The sequence below is a fragment of the Catenulispora yoronensis genome (assembly GCF_039531695.1).
GTDB lineage: Bacteria > Actinomycetota > Actinomycetes > Streptomycetales > Catenulisporaceae > Catenulispora > Catenulispora yoronensis.
Map to the genome: position 1 here is coordinate 17099 of NZ_BAAAQN010000032.1, position 22562 is coordinate 39660.

At 71.8% G+C, this 22562-nt stretch carries 22 protein-coding genes and 1 riboswitch; of the genes, 18 read left to right on the forward strand and 4 right to left on the reverse strand.

All coding sequences use genetic code 11. The annotated features are described in order from the left end of the window. Nucleotides 1–35 precede the first annotated feature (35 nt). Nucleotides 36–1589, forward strand: a complete 1554-nt coding sequence (locus ABD481_RS24690; protein ID WP_344668131.1) for an amidase — start codon at nt 36–38, stop codon at nt 1587–1589. 96 nt (nt 1590–1685) lie between these two features. After that, nucleotides 1686–3257 carry a glutamine-hydrolyzing GMP synthase gene (guaA, locus tag ABD481_RS24695; RefSeq protein WP_344668132.1) on the forward strand — a complete coding sequence of 524 codons (1572 nt, stop codon included), beginning with the start codon at nt 1686–1688 and terminating at the stop codon, nt 3255–3257. A gap of 175 nt (nt 3258–3432) precedes the next feature. On the opposite strand, the gene ABD481_RS24700 is transcribed toward guaA, so the two are convergent. Continuing rightward, nucleotides 3433–4806: a hypothetical protein gene (locus tag ABD481_RS24700; protein WP_344668133.1), complete on the reverse strand. Its 1374-nt coding sequence runs from the start codon at nt 4804–4806 to the stop codon at nt 3433–3435. A 72-nt stretch (nt 4807–4878) separates the two neighbouring features. Next, complete coding sequence (locus ABD481_RS24705; protein ID WP_344668134.1) at nt 4879–5928, reverse strand: C40 family peptidase; 1050 nt, start codon at nt 5926–5928, stop codon at nt 4879–4881. 14 nt (nt 5929–5942) lie between these two features. Then, nucleotides 5943–6124, reverse strand: a riboswitch (cyclic di-AMP (ydaO/yuaA leader). A gap of 268 nt (nt 6125–6392) precedes the next feature. Here ABD481_RS24705 and ABD481_RS24710 point away from each other — a divergent pair. After that, nucleotides 6393–6740, forward strand: coding sequence for a hypothetical protein (locus ABD481_RS24710; protein WP_344668135.1), 348 nt, complete (start codon nt 6393–6395; stop codon nt 6738–6740). Between the two features lie 326 nt (nt 6741–7066). Here ABD481_RS24710 and ABD481_RS24715 read toward each other — a convergent pair whose 3' ends face one another. Beyond that, nucleotides 7067–8044 carry an exonuclease domain-containing protein gene (locus ABD481_RS24715; protein ID WP_344668136.1) on the reverse strand — a complete coding sequence of 326 codons (978 nt, stop codon included), beginning with the start codon at nt 8042–8044 and terminating at the stop codon, nt 7067–7069. A 161-nt stretch (nt 8045–8205) separates the two neighbouring features. Here ABD481_RS24715 and ffh point away from each other — a divergent pair, with 161 nt between their 5' ends. From ffh to ABD481_RS24790, 15 genes are all read left to right on the forward strand, one after another. Continuing rightward, nucleotides 8206–9756, forward strand: coding sequence for a signal recognition particle protein (gene ffh, locus ABD481_RS24720; protein WP_344668137.1), 1551 nt, complete (start codon nt 8206–8208; stop codon nt 9754–9756). 316 nt (nt 9757–10072) lie between these two features. Next, nucleotides 10073–10543, forward strand: a complete 471-nt coding sequence (rpsP, locus tag ABD481_RS24725; protein WP_344668138.1) for a 30S ribosomal protein S16 — start codon at nt 10073–10075, stop codon at nt 10541–10543. Nucleotides 10544–10545: 2 nt separating this feature from the next. After that, nucleotides 10546–10785 (forward strand): RNA-binding protein, encoded by a 240-nt coding sequence (locus ABD481_RS24730; RefSeq protein WP_012785728.1) that lies wholly within the window; start codon nt 10546–10548, stop codon nt 10783–10785. Next, nucleotides 10782–11348, forward strand: a complete 567-nt coding sequence (gene rimM / locus ABD481_RS24735; RefSeq protein ID WP_344668139.1) for a ribosome maturation factor RimM — start codon at nt 10782–10784, stop codon at nt 11346–11348. Before ABD481_RS24730 ends, rimM begins: the two co-directional genes overlap by 4 nt. 16 nt (nt 11349–11364) lie before the next feature. Further along, the gene (trmD, locus tag ABD481_RS24740; protein ID WP_344668140.1) at nt 11365–12183 is read left to right on the forward strand and encodes a tRNA (guanosine(37)-N1)-methyltransferase TrmD; all 819 of its coding nucleotides are present in this window, start codon (nt 11365–11367) and stop codon (nt 12181–12183) included. 155 nt (nt 12184–12338) lie between these two features. After that, entirely contained in the window at nt 12339–12698 is a 360-nt protein-coding gene (rplS, locus tag ABD481_RS24745; RefSeq protein WP_344668141.1) for a 50S ribosomal protein L19, read from the forward strand. A 222-nt stretch (nt 12699–12920) separates the two neighbouring features. Further along, nucleotides 12921–13802, forward strand: a complete 882-nt coding sequence (lepB, locus tag ABD481_RS24750) for a signal peptidase I (protein ID WP_344668142.1) — start codon at nt 12921–12923, stop codon at nt 13800–13802. 96 nt (nt 13803–13898) lie between these two features. After that, the gene (lepB, locus tag ABD481_RS24755; RefSeq protein WP_344668143.1) at nt 13899–15038 is read left to right on the forward strand and encodes a signal peptidase I; all 1140 of its coding nucleotides are present in this window, start codon (nt 13899–13901) and stop codon (nt 15036–15038) included. A gap of 108 nt (nt 15039–15146) precedes the next feature. Next, nucleotides 15147–15821, forward strand: coding sequence for a ribonuclease HII (locus tag ABD481_RS24760; RefSeq protein WP_344668144.1), 675 nt, complete (start codon nt 15147–15149; stop codon nt 15819–15821). Between the two features lie 40 nt (nt 15822–15861). Further along, nucleotides 15862–16170: a DUF2469 domain-containing protein gene (locus tag ABD481_RS24765; RefSeq protein WP_012785735.1), complete on the forward strand. Its 309-nt coding sequence runs from the start codon at nt 15862–15864 to the stop codon at nt 16168–16170. Between the two features lie 228 nt (nt 16171–16398). After that, nucleotides 16399–16968 carry a YraN family protein gene (locus ABD481_RS24770; RefSeq protein WP_344668145.1) on the forward strand — a complete coding sequence of 190 codons (570 nt, stop codon included), beginning with the start codon at nt 16399–16401 and terminating at the stop codon, nt 16966–16968. Nucleotide 16969: 1 nt separating this feature from the next. Then, on the forward strand, nt 16970–17305 hold the full coding sequence (locus ABD481_RS24775; protein WP_344668146.1) for a hypothetical protein: 336 nt from the start codon (nt 16970–16972) through the stop codon (nt 17303–17305). After that, entirely contained in the window at nt 17302–18855 is a 1554-nt protein-coding gene (locus ABD481_RS24780) for a YifB family Mg chelatase-like AAA ATPase (RefSeq protein WP_344668147.1), read from the forward strand. Before ABD481_RS24775 ends, ABD481_RS24780 begins: the two co-directional genes overlap by 4 nt. Before the next feature lie 78 nt (nt 18856–18933). Further along, complete coding sequence (gene dprA, locus ABD481_RS24785; RefSeq protein WP_344668148.1) at nt 18934–20979, forward strand: DNA-processing protein DprA; 2046 nt, start codon at nt 18934–18936, stop codon at nt 20977–20979. 208 nt (nt 20980–21187) lie between these two features. After that, the gene (locus ABD481_RS24790; RefSeq protein WP_425559280.1) at nt 21188–22258 is read left to right on the forward strand and encodes a tyrosine-type recombinase/integrase; all 1071 of its coding nucleotides are present in this window, start codon (nt 21188–21190) and stop codon (nt 22256–22258) included. On the opposite strand, the gene ABD481_RS24795 is transcribed toward ABD481_RS24790, so the two are convergent. Further along, nucleotides 22221–22544, reverse strand: a complete 324-nt coding sequence (locus tag ABD481_RS24795; RefSeq protein WP_344668150.1) for a hypothetical protein — start codon at nt 22542–22544, stop codon at nt 22221–22223. The genes ABD481_RS24790 and ABD481_RS24795 overlap by 38 nt on opposite strands. Nucleotides 22545–22562: the final 18 nt, after the last annotated feature.

Genomic DNA, 22562 nt, shown 5'->3' on the forward strand with positions numbered 1-22562 from the left:
TTGGCCCGCGCCCCGCGCGGCGCGATGATGCAGGGATGGCTGGTCGGAGTGCGAGCGGTGAGGAAACCCTGACGGCCGCCGAGATCTCGGCGGCCGTTCGGCATGAGCGGCGGGAGCTGCGGGAGCAGCGGGAATCGGGCGGTGCGGACAGCGCCGGTGGTGCGGACAGCTCCAGCCGTGAGGACAGCGCCGACCGTGAAGACAGCGCAAGCCGTGCGGACAGCGTCGGCGGTGAGGATTCCCGCGACGGGGCGCGCGGCGTGGCGGCCGGTACGGCGGCCGTCACTGTGCGCGGCGTCGTCCAGGAGGCGCTGGACCGGATCGCCGCCGCGGACCCCCGGATCGGGGCGTTCCGCAAGGTCCGGCGGGACGCGGCGCTGGCCGAGGCCGACGCCCTGGCCGCCCGGTCCGATCTGTTCGGCCTGCCGCTGGCCGGCGTCCCGATCGCGGTCAAGGACAACGTCGCGGTCGCCGGCGAGCAGTGCCGCCACGGCTCGGCCGCCACCGCCGACCGGCCGCCGGAGCCCGAGGACCATCCCGTCGTGGCCCGGCTGCGGGCCGCCGGCGCGATCGTGGTCGGGCTCACCCACACCCCGGAGCTGTCGCTGGTCGGCATGACCGACAGCGCGCTCGGCCTGGTCCGCAACCCCTGGGAGCTGACGCGCACGGCCGGCGGGTCCTCCGGCGGCGCGGCCGCCGCGGTCGCCGCCGGCCTGGTCCCGGTCGCGCACGGCAACGACGGCCTCGGCTCGATCCGCGGTCCGGCGGCCTGCTGCGGCGTCTTCGGCTTCAAACCGGGATACGGGACGGTTCCCGCGCTGCTCGGACGCGACGCGTGGTGGGGCCTGGCCGAGAACGGTGTTCTCGCGACCACCGTCCGGGACGCGGCGCTGGTCCTGGCCGTGATGGCCGACGACCCGGAGCTGGCCGGGGCGGCCGGCGGCCACCCCACCGGACTGCGGATCGCGGTCTCGACGGCGCCCCCGTCGCCGGGCTACCGCGTCGACCGCGAGCACCGCCGCGCCGTGGAGGACCTGGCCGGGGCCTTGGAATCGGCCGGCCATCAGATCGTCGAGGCGCCGCGCTATCCGGCCTACGTGGGCCCGGGCGCGGCGTTGACCTGGCTCGCCGCGGCCGCGCAGGAGGCCGAGGCCCACGACCGCCGGGCCTTGGAGCGCCGGACGCGGTCGCTGGCCTCCGCCGGACAGGCCCTGTCCCGGGTCGGGCTGACCGGTGCCTGGGCCCGCCGGCGGTGGCGGGCCACGGGAGCCGAGCGGTTCTTCGGCACGGCGGATGTGGTGATGACCCCCACGTTGCTGCGGCCCCCGCCGGCCGCGCTGCGGTGGGGACGGCGCGGCCTGGTGCGGAACTTCGCGGCCAACACGGCGTACGCCGGGCTCTGCCCGCCGTGGAACCTGGCGGGCTGGCCGGCGATGAGCGTCCCGGCCGGGACGCACAGCTGCGGCACGCCGATCGGTGCGCAATTCGCCGCGCGGCCGGGGCGGGAGGCGTTGCTGCTGGGGCTGGCGGCGCATATCGAGGCGCTGCGGCCGTGGCCGCGGACGGCGCCCGTGCGGCGCACACCGTGACACACACGGTGACGCGCCGCGTGACGCGCCGCGTGACGCACGCGATCACGGTCGTGACCTGAGCGGTCACTGAACCCCGATAGACTTGACCGCATCATGGAGCAGCCTGCCGACACCGTTCTTGTCATCGACTTCGGGGCCCAGTACGCGCAGCTCATCGCGCGCCGGGTCCGCGAAGCCCACGTCTACAGCGAGATCGTGCCGCACACCGCGACGGTGGCCGAGATCCTCGCCAAGAAGCCCAAGGCGGTGATCCTCTCGGGCGGGCCGTCGTCGGTCTACGCCGAGGGCGCGCCGAACGTCGGCGCGGAGCTGTTCCGCGCCGGGGTGCCGACGCTCGGCATCTGTTACGGCTTCCAGGCGATGGCCCGGGCCCTGGGCGGCGTGGTCGACAAGACCGGCGGCCGGGAGTACGGACGCACCCAGCTGGAGGTGAGCGACACCGACTCCACGCTGTTCACCGGTTCCGCCGCCGAGCAGCCGGTGTGGATGTCGCACGGCGACGCGGTCGTGGCCGCGCCGGAGGGCTTCAAGGTCACCGGCACCACCGCCAAGACCCCGGTCGCGGCCTTCGAGGACGACGAGCGCCGCCTCTACGGCGTCCAGCACCACCCCGAGGTGCTGCACTCGCAGTTCGGGCAGCTGCTGCTGGAGAACTTCCTCTACAAGGGCGCCCGGATCGAGCCGAACTGGACCACCGGCAACATCGTCGAGGAGCAGGTCGAGTCGATCCGCGAGCGGGTCGGCACCAAGCGCGCGATTTGCGGGCTGTCCGGCGGCGTGGACTCGGCGGTCGCGGCCGCGATCGTGCAGAAGGCCGTCGGCTCCCAGCTCACCTGCGTGTTCGTCGACCACGGGCTGCTGCGCCAGGGCGAGGCCGAGCAGGTCGAGAAGGACTTCGTCGCCGCCACCGGCGTGCAGCTGAAGGTGGTCGACGCCGAGGAGCGCTTCCTGTCGGCGCTGGCCGGGGTCAGCGACCCGGAGGAGAAGCGCAAGATCATCGGCCGGGAGTTCATCCGGGTCTTCGAGCAGGCCGAGCGCGAGATCGTCGCCGAGTCCGCCGACGCCGGCGAGCCGGTGCGCTTCCTGGTGCAGGGCACGCTCTACCCGGACGTCGTGGAGTCCGGCGGCGGCACCGGCGCGGCCAACATCAAGAGCCACCACAACGTCGGCGGGCTGCCCGACGACCTGCAGTTCGAGCTGATCGAGCCGCTGCGCAAGCTGTTCAAGGACGAGGTCCGCCAGGTCGGCCGGGAGCTGGGGCTGCCGGAGGCGATCGTCGGCCGCCAGCCGTTCCCGGGCCCGGGCCTGGGCATCCGGATCGTCGGCGAGGTCACCAAGGAGCGCCTGGACCTGCTGCGCGAGGCCGACGCCATCGCCCGCGAGGAGCTCACCGCGGCCGGCCTGGACCAGGAGATCTGGCAGTGCCCGGTGGTGCTGCTGGCCGACGTCCGCTCGGTGGGCGTGCAGGGCGACGGCCGGACCTACGGGCACCCGATCGTGCTCCGCCCGGTCTCCAGCGAGGACGCGATGACCGCCGACTGGTCCCGCCTGCCGTACGAGGTCCTGGCCCGCATCTCCACGCGGATCACCAACGAGGTCGCCGACGTCAACCGGGTGGTGCTGGACGTGACCAGCAAGCCGCCGGGGACGATCGAGTGGGAGTAGGCGCGCCGATCGCGGTGACGCTGTGACGGCGGCCGCCTGACGACGCCGCGAGGGCCGGGTCTTCGGACCCGGCCCTTCGCTGTGCGGTGTGCGGTGTGCGGTATGCGGTGTTCGGGCTCTGCGTATTCGGCAGGCCTGGCTGCGGGGCTTGTTCGGGCTGTGCGGCCTGCTCGGCCTACTCGGCCTCGAACTCCAGCGCCTCGCGCAGCTTGCGGTTGACGTGCTTGAGGCGGTCGATGGTCCGGTGCGCCTCGCGCAGCTCGTAGCGCAGCCGGATGATCTCCTCGAACGCCGCGAAGTCGGCGACCGGCACGGTGGCCTCGATCTCCTCGGCGTACTCCGGCTCCGGCGGCGTCGGGATCGCGAGTTCGGCGGGCGGCGCGACGGCGCCCTGGGGGTCGGCGGTCCAGGAGCTCTGCGCGGCCTCGGATTCCGGGGTGCGGCGCACGAACTCGTGGATGACGGCGCCGACCGGCTCGGGCTCCGGTGCGGATTCGGGTTCTATCTCGGAGTCGAGCTCGGTGTCGGTGTCGGACTCTGTCTCGGGCTCGGTTGCGAGTGCGGCGTTCGGCTGCGCGACGGCGATCGGCTGCGCGGCGATCGGCTGTGCGGCAGCCATCGACTGTGCCGCCACCGACTGTGCAGCATTCGACTGTGCAGCATTCGACTGTGCAGCATTCGACTGTGCAGCATTCGACTGTGCGGCAGCCGCCGGCGCGGCTACCGGCACCTCAGTATTCGGCACCGCAGCATTCAGCACCTCAGCATTCGGCTCCGCGTCGGCCACTGCCTCTGCGGCCGCTGCCGTCGGATCCGCCTGCCCCTCGCCGCTCAGGACCGGCTCCTCGCCCCCCAGCAACGGCTCCTCGTCGTCGGCGACCCCCACCGCCGGCCAGGCCTCGGCCACCGCCTCGGCGGCCGGCCACTGCCGGGTCACCAGCTCGCTCGGCTGCTCGTCGGCCAGGTCCTCCTCCGACTCCCGCATCATCGCCGCGGTCCAGCCCGCGGCCTCGCACGCCGCGTCGCGGAACTCCCGCAGCTGCCGCAGCATCCCCTCGCTGGAGGGGAACAGCCGCCGGGCCTGCACGACGTTCGTCACCGCCAGCGGAGCGGCCTGCATCGTGTCGCCGAGCTCGGAGTAGGCCTGCGCCAGTTTGATCCGCGCCATCAGCACGTCCCGCGGCCCGGAGCCGATGCCCTGCTCGGCCCGCTCCAGATCGGCGATCAGGCCGCTGATCCACTGCTGCGGGTCGGCGTCGAGGTACTCCTCGACCGGCTCGCGGTCGTCGTCGTCCGGATCCGCGGTCGCGCCCAGGCCGTCGTCGGAGTCCAGCGAGTCGTCGGAGTTCTTGGCGGCGCCGTCAGCGAGCCCGGCCCCGTTCGAGGCCGCCGAGGCCGAGCTCCTCGGGGCCGCCGGCACCGCGCCGTCCCCCGCCTCGGACCGCTCGAACCACGGCTCGTCCGCGCCGGGCCGGGCCTGCGCCGTCCCGGCCCCCGTCCCGGCCGCGCCGTCCGCCCCGGTCTCCCGACTGACTCCGTACTCTGACATACATCCCCCTGACAACGTCGAAGGGCGCCGACGTGGAAGTCGGCGCCCCGCGGTTGGCTCGCGGCCCGGTCGCTATGGCCGGACGATCTTTGCGATCGGCATCGAGGTCACCGACGCGTACTGCACCACCGTGCCACTGTACGGGGCGTGGATGATGCTGCCGCCGCCCACGTATATCCCCACGTGGTGCATGCTGCCGTAGTAGATCACCAGGTCGCCCGGCTGGATGTCCTTCATGCTCACGGCCGGGAACTCGTAGGCCTGGTCGGACGACCCGTGCGACATCGACACGCCGGCCGCGGCCCAGGCCGCCATCGTCAGGCCGGAGCAGTCGAAGCTGCGCGGGCCGGCGGCGCCGTAGACGTAGGGCTTGCCGATCTGGGCCTTGGCGAAGTTGACGGCGATCTGCGCGCGGGCGTTCGGCGCCGGCGGCAGGTTCACGGCCGGCGGCTTCACCTGCTGCGTGGTCTGCTGCTTCTGCTGCGTGTCGTACTGCTGGCGCTGCGCCTTGGTCAAGGTGTTCAGCAGGTCCTGCGCCTGCTTCTCCTTGGCGTTGACGTCCGCCATGTTCTGGGCCATCAGGTCGCGGGTCTTCTGCAGCTGCGCCAGGTCGGTCGAGGCCTCGGCCTTGTCCTGGTCCAGCTGGCGTTTGATCTCCTGGGCCGACTTCATCGAGTCCGAGGACTTGTCGGTCACCTCGCTCATCGCCGTGGCCTGCTGCAGGAAGGTGTCGGGGGACACCGAGAGCATCAACTGCAGCGAGCTGTCCACGCCGCCGGCCCGGTACTGCGCGGCCGCCAGGCTCCCCAGAGCGGACTGCGCCGTGGTCAGCTGCGTCTGCTCGGCGGTGATCCGCGCCTGGATCTGGTCGACCTTGTGCTGAAGAGTGGCAAGGTCCCCGGAGGCCTTGTCGTACGCCTCGGATGCCGCCTCGGCCTGCTCGTGCAGGTCCTTGACCTTGTTCTGAACGTCGTTCAGATTCGCGGTCGGGTCGGCGTGAGCAAACCCGGGCACCAGGGCTATGGAACCGACCGTAGCGCTCGCCAGCGTCACCGCGGTACGGGTCGCGGTGATGGTTTTCTTGGACGCGCGATGGGTGGTCACGGTTTTGTGAGACGCCACGAGGGCGGCACTCCTCTTCTTCTCGCGGCCGCCTACCGGGTTAGCTGTCGGGTTCGGGCTGAGAAGCGTGCCCTACGGCGCCGCGAGGGGGGTACGCGGCGGACCGATTCACCCCTGGCCCCAATGGATGCGGGCCGGTGGGACTTGTGGGTCCCCGGCTCCGGGTCCACGGTCTCCGCCTCGGCTGCTGTGAGCCTCCAGCCGCGGACACCGCTTCGCCAGACTCGGCGGTGAACCCCCGCCACCGTCCGGGTGGGTGGTGTGTGTACGAAGGTCCGGCCGTAACCATAGCGAGATCTCGAACGACAAAACGGACCGCTCCAGCGCGCTATACCAGGATTTTACCTTCGCTCGGGTTTAGTGGTCCTGGTTGGGCAGCCGGTGTCCGGATTCGTACTGGGCCGTGTGGACGTTTTGAAGCGACAGGCTGTCGGCAAAGCGGCCCGTGATCGTAGGATGCGGGCGTGAAAGTACTGCAAGAGTGCCTGTTGGTCCTGCATTTCGTCGGCCTCGCGTCGTTGCTCGGCGGCTTCCTGACGCAGATGTCCGCGCCGGTCAAGCGGATCGTGCCGGCGATGCTGCACGGCGTGGCGACGATGCTGGTCACCGGCCTGGCTTTGTATGTGGTGGACAAGAACGGACTGCACCACGAACCGCCCTCGGCGAAGATGGCGGTCAAACTCATTGTCCTGGTGGTGATCTCGGCACTGGTGTGGACCCAGCGGGCCAAGGAGGAGATCGACAAGGGCGTCTACTTCGCCATCGGCGGTCTGACGCTGGCGAACATCGTCATCGCCGTGTTCTGGCACTGACGGCCGCACGCATACGGAGCTGCGTAGAGGCGAGAGGGCGGCGGGCAACCCCTTGACAGGGTCTGCCCACCGCCCTTTTGAGTTCCCTGCGACCGGGGCTCCGCCGGACTGCCGGCCGATGCTCCAGCGGCACGTCGAGCGGGGCTCAAGCCGGTATTTGAGGGGTGTTTGAGGGGTGTCTTGGCGACGTCTTGGCGACACCCGAAGCGGTGACCGATCTATTCGATGGCCCGACGCTGTGGCGTCAATGGCCCGACCCTGTGGCGCGACCGATCGACCCGGTCGCGCCCTGGCTCACTTGCTCACTCGCCTGCTTGCTTACTTGCTCACGCCGAGGTCGCCAGCGGCCGCGTCGGCCACTCCGGCTCCGCGTACGACTTCTCCCCGCGCCGCTCCCGGTACGCGGCCCGGTCGGCCTCCTGCTCGGCCTTCCACCGCGCCTGCGCCTCGTGCAGCCGCACCGCGTCCAGCGTCCCGACCGCGGCGTAGCTCGCCCCGATCACCTGCGCCAGGTTCAGCGCGGCCAGCGCGTCGGCGGCGGCGTCGTGCGCGTGGGTGATGGTGACCCCGTAGAACTGGCACTGCGCCTCCAGCGTGCGGGCGCCCCGCCGGAACTTGTCCATCTGCCGGTCGATGACCAGCGGGTCGATCACCGGTGCGACCGGCGCCCGGGCGGCCAGCGGCGTCAGCCCGTGCCGGGCCAGCTCGGCCTCCAGCAGCGTCAGGTCGTAGGGGGCGTTGAAGACCACCAGCGGCGTGCCGGCCCGCAGCTCGGCGGCCAGGGTGTCGGCGATCTGGTCGAGAGTCTCGCGCGGGGCGGTGCCGTGCGCGCGGGCGTACTCGGTGGTGATGCCGTGGATCGCGGTGGCCTCGGCCGGGATCTCGACGCCGGGGTCGATGAGGAAGCGCTTCTCGGTGCCGTCGGAGGCCACCAGCGCCGCCGAGACGATGCGCACGGTCCGCGGGTCCCGGCCGGTGGTCTCGGTGTCGAACCCGGCCAGCCGGCGGCGGTGCCAGCCGTCGTGCGCGCCGCGCTGCGGGGGGACCGGGGCCGGTCCGTGGCCGGCGCCGTGACCCGAGCTGTGACCCGAGCCCTGACCCGCGCCGTGCCCCGCGCCCTGGCCCGGCGCGGCTCCCGGCCCGGCCGCGCCCTCGGCCGCCGGCCGTTCCGGCTTCCACTCCGGTGCGCACTCGTGGTGATAGGTCTGCCACGCGCCGTCCACATTGGCGCGTGTCCCGGCCTCTGCCGCCACCAGCCCCTTGCACGCGGCGCACGTGCCCGCGTACTTGTTGACCAGAGTCACTGTGCTGTTCTCCCTCACCTCGTATTGACTCCATCGTGGCGCACCGTACTGACAACATTCCTCGGACTCGGGAGTCCGCCACGTCAGCGGCTACCCTGGTGGACTACGGCGGTTATCAATCCGCCCGATCTGTTGATTTCCGCGCGAAGGATGAATACGACGTGTTCGACACGCTCTCCGATCGGTTGTCCGCGACCTTCAAGAACCTGCGCGGCAAGGGTCGGCTCTCCCAGCAGGACATCGACGACACGCTGCGCGAGATCCGCCGCGCGCTGCTGGAGGCCGACGTCTCGCTCCAGGCCGTCCGCCCCTTCGTCGCCGCGGTCCGGGCACGGGCCGAGGGCGCCGAGGTCTCCAAGGCGCTGAACCCGGCGCAACAGATCGTCAAGATCGTCAACGAGGAGCTCGTCGGGATCCTCGGCGGCGAGACCCGGCGGCTGCGCTTCGCCAAGAACCCGCCGACCGTGATCATGCTGGCCGGTCTGCAGGGTGCCGGTAAGACCACGCTGGCCGGCAAGCTGGCGCGCTGGCTCAAGACCGAGGGCCACACCCCGATCCTGGTGGCCGCCGACCTGCAGCGCCCGAACGCCGTGACCCAGCTCCAGGTGGTCGGCGAGCGGGCCGGCGTGCCGGTGTTCGCCCCGGAGCCGGGCAACGGCGTCGGCGACCCGGTCAAGGTGGCCAAGGACTCCGTCGACTTCGCCAAGACGAAGATGCACGACGTGGTGATCGTCGACACCGCCGGCCGGCTGGGCATCGACGCCGAGCTGATGCAGCAGGCCGCCGACATCCGGGACGCGGTCCGCCCCGACGAGATCCTGTTCGTGCTCGACGCGATGATCGGCCAGAACGCGGTGGAGACCGCGCTGGCCTTCCAGGACGGCGTCGGCTTCGACGGCGTGGTGCTGACCAAGCTCGACGGCGACGCCCGCGGCGGCGCGGCGCTGTCGGTCCGGGAGGTCACCGGCAAGCCGGTGATGTTCGCCTCCTCCGGGGAGAAGCTGGAGGACTTCGACGTCTTCCACCCCGAGCGGATGGCCGGCCGCATCCTCGACATGGGCGACATGCTCAGCCTGATCGAGCAGGCCGAGAAGGCGTTCGACGCCCGCGAGGCCGAGGACATGGCCATCAAGCTGGCCCGCAACGAGTTCACGCTGGACGACTTCCTGCGGCAGATGGAGCAGCTGAAGAAGCTGGGCTCCATGAAGAAGCTGATGGGCATGCTGCCGGGCATGGCCGACGTGAAGCAGCAGCTCAACGAGATCGACGACAAGGACGTCGACCGGATCGCGGCCATCATCAAGTCGATGACCCCGGGCGAGCGCGACGACGTCAAGATCATCAACGGCTCCCGGCGGCAGCGCATCGCCAAGGGCTCGGGCACCACGGTGCAGGAGGTCAACAACCTCATCGAGCGCTTCCTGGAAGCCAAGAAGATGATGTCGCAGATGGCCCGCGGCGGGATGCCCGGCATGCCGGGCCTGCCCGGCGTCGGCGCCCTGGGCGGCACCAAGCGCAAGTCGGCCAAGGCCAAGGCGGCGGACAAGGCCTCCAAGTCCAAGGGCCGCTCGCGTTCGGGCAACCCGGCCAAGGCCAAGGCCGAGGAGGCGGCGCGGCAGGCCCGCAAGGACGGCAACGGCTCGGCGTTCGGCGACGACGGCGGCCAGTTCGAACTGCCGGCCGAGTTCAAGAACCTGCTGCCTCCGCAGTAGTACCGGGAGTACCGGTAGCACCGGTAGCACCGGCAGCACCGGCAGCACCGGCAGCACCGGTCATACCGGCCGGAGGCCGCGGACCGGAGGGCTCGGACCGGAGGCCGCGGACCCGCCCCGGCAGCACCCGGCCCGGGGTGCGCCGGGGCGGTCCAACCAGCCCCGACGGTCTGGCACAATGGAAGCTTGTACCGGTCGCGCATGGCCCTCTCTCCTGCGCTAAGCCGTGTCCATCCGGCTGCTGCCGATGCCATGTCCCCACGTGGCGGCGCGGCGGCACCACCCGCAGTCGACAAAAAGCAGGAGACACCACACCGTGGCAGTCAAGATCAAGCTCAAGCGCCTGGGCAAGATCCGGAACCCGCAGTACCGGATCATCGTGGCCGACGCCCGCACCAAGCGGGACGGCCGCGCGATCGAGGAGATCGGCAAGTACCACCCGAAGGAGGACCCCTCGTACATCGAGGTCGTCTCCGAGCGGGCGCAGTACTGGCTGGGCGTCGGCGCGCAGCCGACCGAGGCCGTCGAGGCGATCCTGAAGATCACCGGCGACTGGCAGAAGTTCAAGGGCCTGGACGCTCCGGCGCCGATGAAGGTCGCCGCGGCCAAGACGGACCGCAAGGCCGTGTTCGAGGCCGCCGCCAAGGAGGCCGCGGACGAGCCCAAGGCCGGCGCGACCACGCCGAAGAAGAAGGCCGAGAAGAAGGCCGAAGAGACCCCGGCGACCGAGGCTCCGGTGGAGACCCCGGCCCCGGCCGTCGAGGCTGAGATCGCTTCCGAGGGCTGAGCATGCTGGAAGAGGCCCTGGAGCACCTGGTCAAGGGCATCGTCGAGCACCCCGATGAGGTCCGGGTCCGCGAGCGCGACCAGCGCCGCGGCAAGGTCCTGGAAGTCCGGGTGCATCCGGACGACCTGGGCAAGGTCATCGGCCGCGGCGGGCGCACCGCCCGCGCGCTGCGCACCGTGATGGCCGCGCTCGGCGGCCGGTCGCTGCGCGTCGACCTGGTCGAGGCGGCCGGCTACCGGTGAGCCCCGAAACCGAGAACGACCCGGCCGGCCGGCCCGAGGCGCTGCGCCTCGTGGTCGGCCGGATCGGCCGGGCGCACGGGATCCGCGGCCAGGCCACGATCGAGGTCCGCACCGACGATCCCGACCTGCGCTTCGCGCGCGGCGCGCGGCTGCTGACCGAGCCCGCCGAGCGCGGGCCGCTGGTGGTGACCGACGCCAAGTTCCACAACGGCATCCTGCTGCTGTCCTTCGAGGGCGTGGCCGACCGCGACGCGGTCGAGGCGCTGCGCAACACCGTCCTGGTGGTCGAGGCCGATCCGGACGAGAGCCCGCAGGACCCCGAGGAGTTCTACGACCACCAGCTGGTCGGGCTGGCCGTGGAGCTGGCCGACGGCTCGGTGCTCGGCGAGATCGCCGATCTGCTGCACCTGCCGGGGCAGGACGTGCTGGCCGTGAAGCGGCCCGACGGCCCCGAGGTGCTGATCCCGTTCATCAAGCAGTTCGTCCCGGTCGTGGACGTCGCCGGCGGCCGCGTGGTCGCCGATCCACCCGCCGGGCTGCTGGACCTGGACAGCGTCGAGTAGCCGGGCCGGATCCGCCATGCGCATCGACATCGTCACCATCTTCCCGGAGTACCTGGCGCCGCTGGACGTCTCGCTGATCGGCAAGGCGGCGGCCGCCGGGATCCTGGACATCCGCGTCCACGAGCTGCGGACCTGGACCCACGACCGGCACAACACCGTGGACGACTCGCCGTGCGGCGGCGGGCCGGGCATGGTGATGAAGCCTGAGCCCTGGTGGGAGGCGCTGACCGGGCTGGTCCCGCCGGGGACCGAGGCCGGGACCCGGCTGATCGTGCCGACGCCGTCCGGGCGCCCGTTCACCCAGCGCGTGGCCGAGGACCTGGCCACCGCCTCGCACCTGGTGTTCGCCCCGGCCCGCTACGAGGGCATCGACCGCCGGTTCGTCGAGGCGGCGGCCGAGCGGATGCCGGTGGAGGAGCTGTCCATCGGTGACTACGTGCTGGCCGGCGGCGAGGTCGCGGTGCTGGTGATGGTCGAGGCGGTGGGCCGGCTGCTGCCCGGAGTGCTGGGCAACGCCGAGTCGGCCAAGGACGACTCCTTCGGCCACGCCTCCGAGGGCGGCATGGCCGGCCTGCTGGAGGGTCCGGTCTACACCAAGCCCGCCACCTGGGACGGCCGCGAGGTCCCGCCGGTGCTGCTGTCCGGCAACCACGCGGTGATCGCCCGCTGGCGCCGGGACGAGGCGCTGCGGCGGACCGCGGCGATGCGTCCGGACCTGATCGAGGGGCTGGATCCCGACGCCCTGGACAAGAAGGACCGGGCTCGGCTGGCGGCTTTGGGCTGGTCGGCGGGCCCGGGCGGATTTCGTTTCGACCCGGACGCTGTGGCAGACTAGGCCGGTACTGCTTGAGCAGGTGCCGCTTTTCGTGAGCGCATCGCCTGCCCCGCCGGACGCGCCCTGCCACAGGGGGACCCGCCCACGGCGTCTCAAGCCCATCGTAGGTTCACCACGAAGCCGTGGCCGACCTGTGGCGTCCACGAGGAGAGACCATGGACAAGCTGTCCATCATCGACGAGCTGTCGATGCGCATCGACGTCCCGGACTTCCGTCCCGGTGACACCGTCAACGTGCACGTCAAGGTCGTCGAGGGCAACCGCTCCCGCATCCAGCAGTTCAAGGGCGTCGTCATCCGCCGCCAGGGCTCGGGCGTGCGCGAGACCTTCACCGTCCGCAAGGTCAGCTTCAGCGTCGGCGTGGAGCGCACGTTCCCGCTGCACACCCCGATCATCGAGAAGATCGAGGTCGTGACCCGCGGCGACGTCCGCCGGGCGAAGCTGTACTACCTGCGCGACCTGCGCGGCAAGAAGGCGAAGATCAAGGAGAAGCGCGAGTCGGTCGCCGGCCACTGAGCCGGGTCCGCCCGCCGCGTCCGCTCCCAGCCCAGGCCGTACCCTTTCTCAGGGTACGGCCTGGTGCCGTTTACACAATCCTCAGGCTCGTCCGATAACTTTGATGCGCTGGGGAACTGCTGTTCCCGTCCTGCTGTAGCCAACCGGGTCGCTAGGCCCCTCGACGACGAACGGGCAAGGGTGCGGCCGGTGGCCAGAGGGCGCAGGCGCCGGCTCAAACCGGTGAAGTTGTGGAAGGAACTGCCGATCCTGTTCGGCGTGGCCCTCCTGCTGGCGCTGGTGATCAAGACGTTCATGGTGCAGGCGTACTTCATCCCGTCGCAGTCGATGCAGCACACCATCGAACCCGGGGACCGGGTGCTGGTGAACAAGCTGACCCCGTGGTTCGGCTGGACCCCGCAGCGCGGGCAGATCGTGGTCTTCAAGGATCCCGGCGGCTGGCTGGACCCGTCGCAGGTGAAGAAGGACAACGCGGTGGTGGGCGCGATCAAGACCGCCTTCACCTGGGTCGGGCTGCTGCCGGCCGGCAACGAGCAGGACCTGATCAAGCGGGTGGCCGGGGTGCCGGGCGACGTCATCGAGTGCAAGGGCGCCGGCAGTCCGGTGACGGTCAACGGCGTGGCGCTGGACGAGCGCACCTACCTCTACAAGGACGCCGGCGGGCGCCTGGACGACCCCTCGCAGGCCGCGTTCGGCCCGATCACGGTGCAGCCGCGCACGATCTTCGTGCTCGGCGACCACCGCAGCGACTCCGGGGACTCCCGGGTGCACCTCCAGGAGAAGTCTCAGGGGCTGGTGCCCTACGGCAACGTTCAGGGCCACGCCTTCGTGCGCATCTGGCCCTTGACCCGCATGGGCGGGCTGGGCACGCCTTCCACGTTCTCCTTGAACCATCCCGCGCAGGCGCTGCGGGGCGCCGCGGCGGCGCCGCCGGTGCTGTGGGGGTTCACCCTCGCGGTGCCGCTGCGGGCCGGATGGCTGCGCCGCCTGCGCCGACGGGGGACGTCGCTGCCGGCGGTCGGCCGCGCGGTGGTTCTTCCGGCCCCCGGAGGCGTAACCAATCGGCTGCGGAGGCGGTTGGGTACGGAGCGGCCGGTTGGCTGAACCGAACGTGCGAGGCACTGCGAAGGGAACAGCGACATGGACCGGGCAGCGAAGCGGAGCGGGCCTGGCAGGTCAGCGGAAGGGCAGACTGTGACAGTGGACGAGAGCTCCGAGACGGCCGAGACGGCCGGGCGCGGCGAGGGGATGGTCCCGCGTCCCGACCAGGCGGCGCACGACCAGTCCGGGACGTTCGGGGAGCCGGGGAGGTCCGGCAGGTCCGGGAGGTCGGAGAACGGAGAGTCCTGGAACGGGGCGCGGGGTTCCTCCGTCTCCGCGGATTCCGAGGATGCTTCGGGTTCGTCGGATACCTCGGGTTCCTTCGATTCCTCCGATTTCTCCGATTCCTCGGGTTCCTCGGGTTCCTCGGACGAGCCGGTGGTCGGACCGCCGCGGCCGCCGGCGCCGCGCGCGTGGTGGCAGTGGCTCTACGCGCCGTTCGTCGCGGTCTGGCGCTTCGCCTTCCCGAAGAAGCCGCGCCCGTTCATCGTCGAACTGCCGTTCCTGTTGGCGATCGCGCTGGTGCTGGCCTTCGTCATCAAGACCTTCCTGGTGCAGGCGTTCGTCATCCCCTCCGGCTCGATGCAGCAGACGCTGGAGATCAACGACCGGGTGCTGGTCAACCGGTTCTCGAACTGGATGGGCCACGAGCCCAACCGCGGCGACATCGTGGTCTTCCAGGACCCGGGCGGCTGGCTGGAGTCCGAGCCGGTGAAGCCGAAGAACCTGGTCAGCAAGACCCTGACCGCGATCGGGCTGCTGCCCGAGGACAACGGCGACCTGATCAAGCGGGTCATCGGCGTCGGCGGCGACCACGTCGAGAGCAAGGGCAACGGCCAGCCGGTCACCGTCAACGGCGTGCCGCTGAAGGAGGACGGCTACCTCTACCCGAGCAACCTGCCCTCGATGGAGCCGTTCTCGGTGGACGTCCCCAAGGACCACATCTGGGTCATGGGCGACCACCGCGAGGTCTCGGTCGACTCCCGCGCCCACATCAAGGGCCCGACCGGCGGCTTCGTGCCGGTCGGCAACGTGGTCGGGATCGCGGTGCTGAAGGTGTGGCCGCCGGACCACTTCGGGACCCTGCCGGTGCCGTCGACGTTCAAGCAGAGCTTCCAGGCCCTGGCCGCGCCCGGCGCCGTGCCGGCCACCGCGGTCGCGCTCGCCATCCCGGTGACGATCGTCCGGCGGCGCCGCAAGCTGCGCAAGCTCGAGGCGCTGGACGCACTAGGGCTGTAGTACCACCACCTCGCCGACCACTGCGTTTCCGCAGGCCGGGGCGGTCGCGGCAGGGACTTCCTGACGCGGCCGCCATTGTCGTCCCCGGGCAGTTGTACGTTAGAGACGATGACCACCACGCCGACATCCACGCTGCCGCGCGGCGTAGCCATCCGCTCCGATGCGGGCATCTACGGCTACGAGCGCGCCCTGGCCCGCGCCGGGCTGTCCCCGGTCGCCGGAGCCGACGAGGCCGGTCGCGGCGCCTGCGCCGGCCCGCTGGTGGCGGCGGCCGTGATCCTGCGCCCGGGCATGTCGGGCCGGATCGCCGAGCTGTCCGACTCCAAGCTGCTCACCGAGAAGGCGCGCGACCGCGTCCGCATAGAGATCGAGCGGCGCGCGCTGTCCTATGCCTGGGTCGCCATACCGCCGGCCGAGGTGGACCGCCGGGGCCTGCATCATGCGAACATCGAAGCGTTGCGGCGGGCCGTGGCCCGGCTCGACGTCGCCCCCGCCTACGTGCTCTCGGACGGGTTCCGGGTGGACGGCCTGCCCTGCCCCAGCCTGGCCATGTGGAAAGGGGACCAGGTGGCGGCCTGCGTGGCGGCCGCGTCGGTGCTGGCCAAGACCGTCCGGGACGCGATGATGACGGAATTGGCCCGAGAACACCCGCATTATGGTTTCGAGATCCACAAGGGGTACTCGACGCCGGCCCACCAGGCGGCGCTTGAGGAGTACGGGCCATGTCCGGAGCACCGGTTCACATATGCCAACGTGGCGAACGTTTCCCCGCGTTGTGGGTGACAATGACTGTGATTGAAGACCGACCAAGGGGAGCGTGGGCATGAGCGCTGAAGACCTCGAGAAGTACGAGACCGAGATGGAGCTTCAGCTCTATCGCGAGTACCGCGACGTGGTCGGCCTGTTCAAGTACGTGGTCGAGACCGAACGGCGCTTCTACCTGACCAACCAGGTGGACCTCGCGGTGCGCTCCGCGGACGGCGAGGTGTACTTCGAGGTGACGATGGCCGACGCCTGGGTCTGGGACATGTACCGGCCGGCGCGGTTCGTGAAGAACGTCAAGGTCGTCACGTTCAAGGACGTGAACGTCGAGGAGCTGGCCAAGAGCGACCTCGAAGTCCCGACCGACTGACTTGCGCCCCTGGGCCCCACCCAGGCTCGGCGGCGACCATCCAATCCACCCGGCGACACCAACGCCCGTCACGCGGGGCCACTAGGCCACCCGAGTGACGGGCGTCCCTCTTTCCCCCCACTTATCCACAGCCTCCCCATTCCTCCTGGCCCCCTCCCGCCCCGCTGCGCGAACCTCGATCCGTCAGCCCCGCCACCGGGGAAGCCGAACAATCGGGAGGAGCGCACCATGGCCGGCACGGTCCCACCCCTGAGCCCGCCCCCGAGGCCGCCGCTGAACCCGGCCCTGAGCCCGGCCCTGAGCCCGGTCCTGAGTCCGCCGCCGAGCTCACCCCTGAGTCCGCCCATGGGGGTCGAGCACTACCTCACACAGTTCCCCTCACCCGTCGACCACAGCACGCTCTCCCCGAGCCGCCTCGGCCGCGAAGGCGAGCACCTCGCCGCCTCCTACCTCACCGCCTGCGGCTACCGCGTCGTCGACCGCAACTGGCGCTGGCGCGGGCCCGACGTCCGCGGCGAGCTCGACATCGTCGCCGTCGCCGCCGACCTGCTGGTCACCGTCGAGGTCAAGACCCGCCGCGACGGCACCGGCGGCCGCCCCTTCGACGCCGTCACCGAGGCCAAGCGCACCCGCCTGTGGAAACTCACCAACCGCTGGCTCGCCGAACACCGCCTCGACCCGGCCCTGCGCCACCATCTGCCGCGCGGCGTCCGCGGCATCCGCCTGGACGTCATCGGCCTCCTCTTCCCCGCCGACGGCCGCACCGAACCCGCCATCGACCACCTCCAGGCGGTCTGACATGCCGGCCCTGCACCCGCCCGCCCGCGCTCGCGGCCCGGTCCACGTGCCCGCTCTCGACCCTGCGCTTGAGCACCTCGACAGGACCCAGCACCCCGACACCGGCCAGCACTCTGCCGTCGCTCAGCACCCCGACACCGCCCTCCCCGGCTGGTTCCTCGCCCCCCGCCTGCGCGCCCACACCCCCGGCCCCCGTCGCATCGCGACCCTGCCCACCTGCTCCGGCCGCTGCACCGTCACCGACCTCGACGCCGAACGCGCCACCGACCACGGCCGCGTCGCCCAGGCCTTCATCGCCGCCGCCCTCCGCCTGCTCGCCTCCCGGGAGCGGCCGTGAGCGTCGCCCGCACCCACTCCGTGGCCCTCAACGGCACCCAGGGCGTCGTCGTCGAGGTCGAGGTCAACGTCACCCGCGGCGCGTCCCGGACCCAGATCCTCGGCCTGCGCGACACCGTCCTGTCCGAATGCCGCGACCGCGCCCGGGCCGCCACCCACAACTCCCAGTACCGCTGGCCCGACGGCAACGTCATCGTCGGCATGTCCCCGGCCTGGGTCCGCAAGGAAGGCTCGGCCTTCGACCTCGCCGTCGCCACCGCCGCCCTCGCCGCCGAGGGCACCATCAGCCCGCTGGCCCTCCACGACACCTTCTTCTTCGCCGAACTCTGCCTCGACGGCCGCCTGCGCCCGGTCCGCGGCGTCCTGCCCGCCGCCCTCGCCGCCAGCCGCCTGGGCCTGGCACGCGCCGTCGTCGCCGAACCCAACGCCCTGGAAGCGGCCCAGATATCCGGCCTGGAAGTCCACGGCATGCGCTCCCTGTCCCAGGTCGTGGCCCTGCTCCAGGGCACCGAGATCCCCGACGCCGAACCGCTGCCCCAGGACACCGGCCCCCGCACCGGCCCCACCCGCCGCCCGGGCCCGCTCCCCGACCTCGCCGACGTCATCGGCCAGTACGAAGCCCGCCAGGCCCTCGAAGTCTCCGCCGCCGGCGGCCACCACCTCCTGCTCGCCGGCGCGCCCGGCGCCGGCAAGACCCTGCTGGCCGAGCGCCTCCCCTCGATCCTGCCGCCGCTGGACCAGCAAGCCGCCCTCGAAGTCTCGGCGCTCCACTCCATCGCCGGCACCCTGCCCCGCGACCGCCCGCTGATCACCGACCCGCCCTACCAGAGCGTCCACCACACCTGCACCGTCGCCGGCATGGTCGGCGGCGGCAGCACCCGCATCCTGCCCGGCGCCATCAGCCGCGCCCACCGCGGCGTCCTGTTCGCCGACGAGATCGCCGAAATGCAGCGCACCGTCCTGGAAGCCCTGCGCGAACCCCTGGAAGCCGGCGAGATCGTCATCGCCCGCGCCTCCGGCACCGTCGTCTTCCCGGCCCGCTTCCTCCTGGTCGCCGCCATGAACCCCTGCCCCTGCGGCCGCGCCGGCACCGCCGGAGGCAACTGCACCTGCTCGCCCGAGACCCGCCGCCGCTACACCCAGAAACTCTCCGGCCCCTTCCTCGACCGCATGGACCTCCGCCTCGCCATCCACCCCGTCGGCCGCGCCGAGATGTTCACCGCCACCGCCGGCGAACCCAGCACCTCCGTCCGCGACCGCGTCCTGGAAGCCCGCGCCCGCGCCACCCACCGCTTCGCCGACCACCCCTGGTCCACCAACGCCCAAATCCCCGGCAACGCCCTCCGCTCCGACTTCGCCCCGGCCCCCGACAGCCTCACCGACCTCGAATCCCGCTACCAATCCGGCACCCTCACCGCCCGCGGCTACGACCGCCTCCTCCGCGTCGCTTGGACCCTCGCCGACCTCACCGCCCGCCCCCGCCCCGGCCCCGAAGAAGTCGGCATCGCCCTCGCCTTCCGCCAGGGCCTCCCCGGCCAACTGGCGACCTGACACGCCCCCGGACCTCCCTGACCCCCGACCGCCCCCGCCCCACTTCCACCCCGTCCCCGCCCAGACCCCGGAGCCACCATGAACATCCTCGCCACCCGTCCCGCCACCCCGCCGAGCCCCGACCTGTCGACCACCGTCCAGCTCTCCACCCTCAACGACGCTCCCAAAGCCCACAACGACCCCCCTGGAGCCCCACCACCCGCCACCACCGCGAGGCCGGCATCCGCCGCACCGCCAGAAGCTTCTCTTGCCACCGACGCGACCTCGCCCGCAACTACGAACGCCAGCGCTGTTGCTTTGCTCTCCACGGCTGCCGGGCCTGCCACCTCGCCCCTTACCGACGCACCAACCACCTCGCGCGCCATTTCCCCCCGCGCCACCGCCCTCTCCAGCAACCCAGCCTTCGCGACCCTGATCGTTTCGCGCCTTGCCGCCGCAGCCGAACTCGCCGCGCTCCCCACCGACTCACCCTCCGCGCTGCTCACTGACTCTCCCTCCGCGCTGCCCACCGACTCACCCTCCGCGCCGCCTCATGTCACCAACGCCACCACGCCTGCTGCGCTGCTTCCCGTCGCAGCCTCCCCGCCAGCTCCACCTGCTTCAGACATTTCAACGCTGCCAACATCGCCATCCGCCGCCCCCGCCACGCCGCCGCTCGCCTTGCGGTTCACGACACGCCCGGCCGCCATGGCCTGGGCCGCATCGTCTGCCCTGACCGCACCCCACATCGCGCGCCACGCCGCCTCCACCACCAGCCCCCCAACCTCACCGCTGCCCGCGCCCGACTCCCCATCGGCCACCTCGGAGGCCGCTCCCACCAACCCGGCGCCCCCCGAGGCCGAGCTGCCTCATCAGGCGGCCACCGCCGTCGACCCCACTGCCGCTGACCAGCTGAAACCCGCCATCATCCGTCGCATTCCCGAACCGGTGCTGGCCACCGACTCCCCACAGGACCCCGTCCTCGCCGACCGCAACGCCCGCCTGGTCCTCCACCACGCGGCCGAGCCCGGCGACCCCCTCCTCTGCCGCCTGGTCGAGCGCTTCGGCGCGGTGGCCGTCGCCACCGCGATGCTGGCCGGCAGCGCCGCCGACCTCCTCTCCTCCCACGACGTGGAGTTCGCCGCCGACCGCGTGAGCCTGCTCGAACGTGCCCACACGCTCCAGACCCGCTGCTACCGCGCCGATCCGGATGCCGACCTCGCCGCCGCGCGCAAGATCGGCGCTCGCTACGTCATCCCCGCTGACCCCGACTGGCCGTCGGCGCTCGCCGATCTCGGCGATTCCGTCCCGCTGGGGCTGTGGCTCCTCGGCGACGCCGACCTGGCCGCCGCCTCCACGCGCGGCGTGTCCATCGTCGGCGCGCGGATCGCCACCGGCTACGGCACGCACGTGGCCAGCGAAATGGCCGCCGGCCTCGCCGACCGTGGCTGGGCCGTGATCTCCGGCGCTGCCCGGGGCATCGACGGCGCGGCCCACCGTGGGGCGCTCGCTGCCCACGGCACCACGGTCGCTGTGCTGGCCTGCGGCATCGACCTCGTCTACCCCCGTGGTCACGAGGCCCTGATCGGGGCGATTGCCGCCGATGGCCTCGTCGTCTCCGAGCTGCCGCCCGGTACCAACGTCAGCCGTTTCCGCTTCCTGGACCGCAACCGCGTGATCGCCGCGCTCGGACGCGGCACGGTGGTCGTCGAGGCGGCGTCGCGCAGCGGTTCGCTGGTCACCGCGCGTCTCGCCGACGAGTTGGGGCGTCCGGTGCTGGCCATGCCTGGTCCGGTGACGTCAGAGGCATCGGAGGGCACGCATCAGCTGATCCGCGACGGAGCACTGCTTGTCACCCGCGCCGCCGAAGTGGTCGAACACCTCGGCGAGTTGGGTGTGGACCTGGCTGAGCAGGGCAGCTGGGATCGCTCCTCGTCGCGCCGCCCCCGGGACGCCCTGAGCCCGGTCGACGCCCGGGTGCTGGACGCGCTGCCGCCTGAGGGGCGCGATGCGCTCGACACCGTCGAAGCCGCCCTGGCCGCAGGGCTCGAACCCCGTGTTGTCCACGCTGCGCTCGGCCGACTGTCGGCCTCCGGTTGGGCCCTGCGGGACGAGAAGGGGTGGTCTGCCCGTCGGCGCCCCTGAGTGACTCAGTATGCGAAAGGCCGCGCTGTCCCTTCTCTGAACCGCTCTGTCCCGCCCACGCCGCGCCGCGCCCGGTACGGATTCTGTACATCGTTTCCGTGACCTGGCGTGGTCCGGGATCCCGACGGAGTTTTCCCGGCTCGCCGACCTGCTTGCCGAGCGTCATCCGACGTAGGCTGGTGGGGTGGACGACGCGTACCGGGCGGCCCTGGACCGCTTTGAGGACGATCTGCGGGCGCGCCGGTTGTCCCCGCACACGGTGCGTGGGTATCTGGCCGACGTCGCTGACCTGTTCGCGTTCGCCGAACGTGCGGGCGTGAGCGTGGTCGGGGGTGCGAGCGAGGGCGATGGCGCGAGTCAGGGCCAGGGTCAGGGCGCGGATGCGGATGCGGATGCGGATGCGGACGAGTTGGCTGGGCGAGACGTATCGAGCGTTGGCAGTCCGGGCGGCATAGGGCTCGACGTCGCAAGGTCCTGGCTCGCCGAGTCGGCCGCCGCCGGTACCGCCCGGGCGACGCTCGCCCGCCGCACGGCGGCGGTGCGGGCGTGGGGACGCCACGCGTCGGTCCCTAGCCTCGCTCGCCTGGCCACGCCGAAACCACGCTCGCCATTGCCGGCGGTGCTGTCCCAACGTCAGATGTCGGATGCCCTCAGCTCCGCGGCCAGTGCGGCGGTCGGCGCCGACCCCTTGGCCCTCCGGGACCTGGCCATCCTGGAGTTCCTGTATGCGACGGCCGCCCGCGTGTCGGAGCTGTGCGCTCTGGATGTGGGCGACCTCGACTTCGAGCGTCGTACTGCCCGCCTCGCCGGCAAGGGTGGTCGTGATCGGGTGGTGCCGTTCGGCGTGCCCGCCGACCGCGCCTTGCGGGCGTGGCTCAACGAGAATGCGCGCGGTGCTGTGCTTGCTGGGCGGGTGGGTGGGGGAGGGGGAAACCAGAAGACTGTCACCAGCGCCGCCACAAGCGACGCCCGCTCCGCCGCGCCCACCGCCACCCCGGTCCCGGCGGCCCTCTTCCTCGGCGCTCGCGGCTCCCGCATCGACCCCGCGGTGGTCCGCCGAGTCGTCCATCGCCGCCTCCGCGCCACCCCCAACACCCCGGACACCGGTCCCCACGGTTTCCGCCACACCGCCGCGACTCACCTGATCGAGGGGGGCGCGGATCTTCGTGACGTTCAAGAGCTCCTCGGTCACGCTACGCTCGCAACAACCCAGATCTACACCCATGTGACGGCAGAGCGGATCAAGGCACGGTATGCCCAGTCCCACCCGCGGGCGTGAGGACAGCGTCCTCGACCAGGCTCCCGCAGCGGCCCCCGACGTCGCCGAGGCGGCGCCCCCGGTCGCGGCTGCGCCGAGGCCCCGCGCGGCGGAGCCGGAGACGGGTGTGGTCGGCATTCCGAGGCATCGGGAGGGTGGTGGCGCGGGGGGCGGTGGCGCTGCTGGAGCTGGCGGCGGCAGCGGTGGCGGCGGTGGCGGCGTAGGCCAGGGCGGCGCTGGCGGTTGTGGAGTAGGCGAGAGCGGCGCTGGCGGTGGTGGCGCTGGTGACGCCGCTTCGCTTGGCCATGCAGTCGCTCGTGCCACG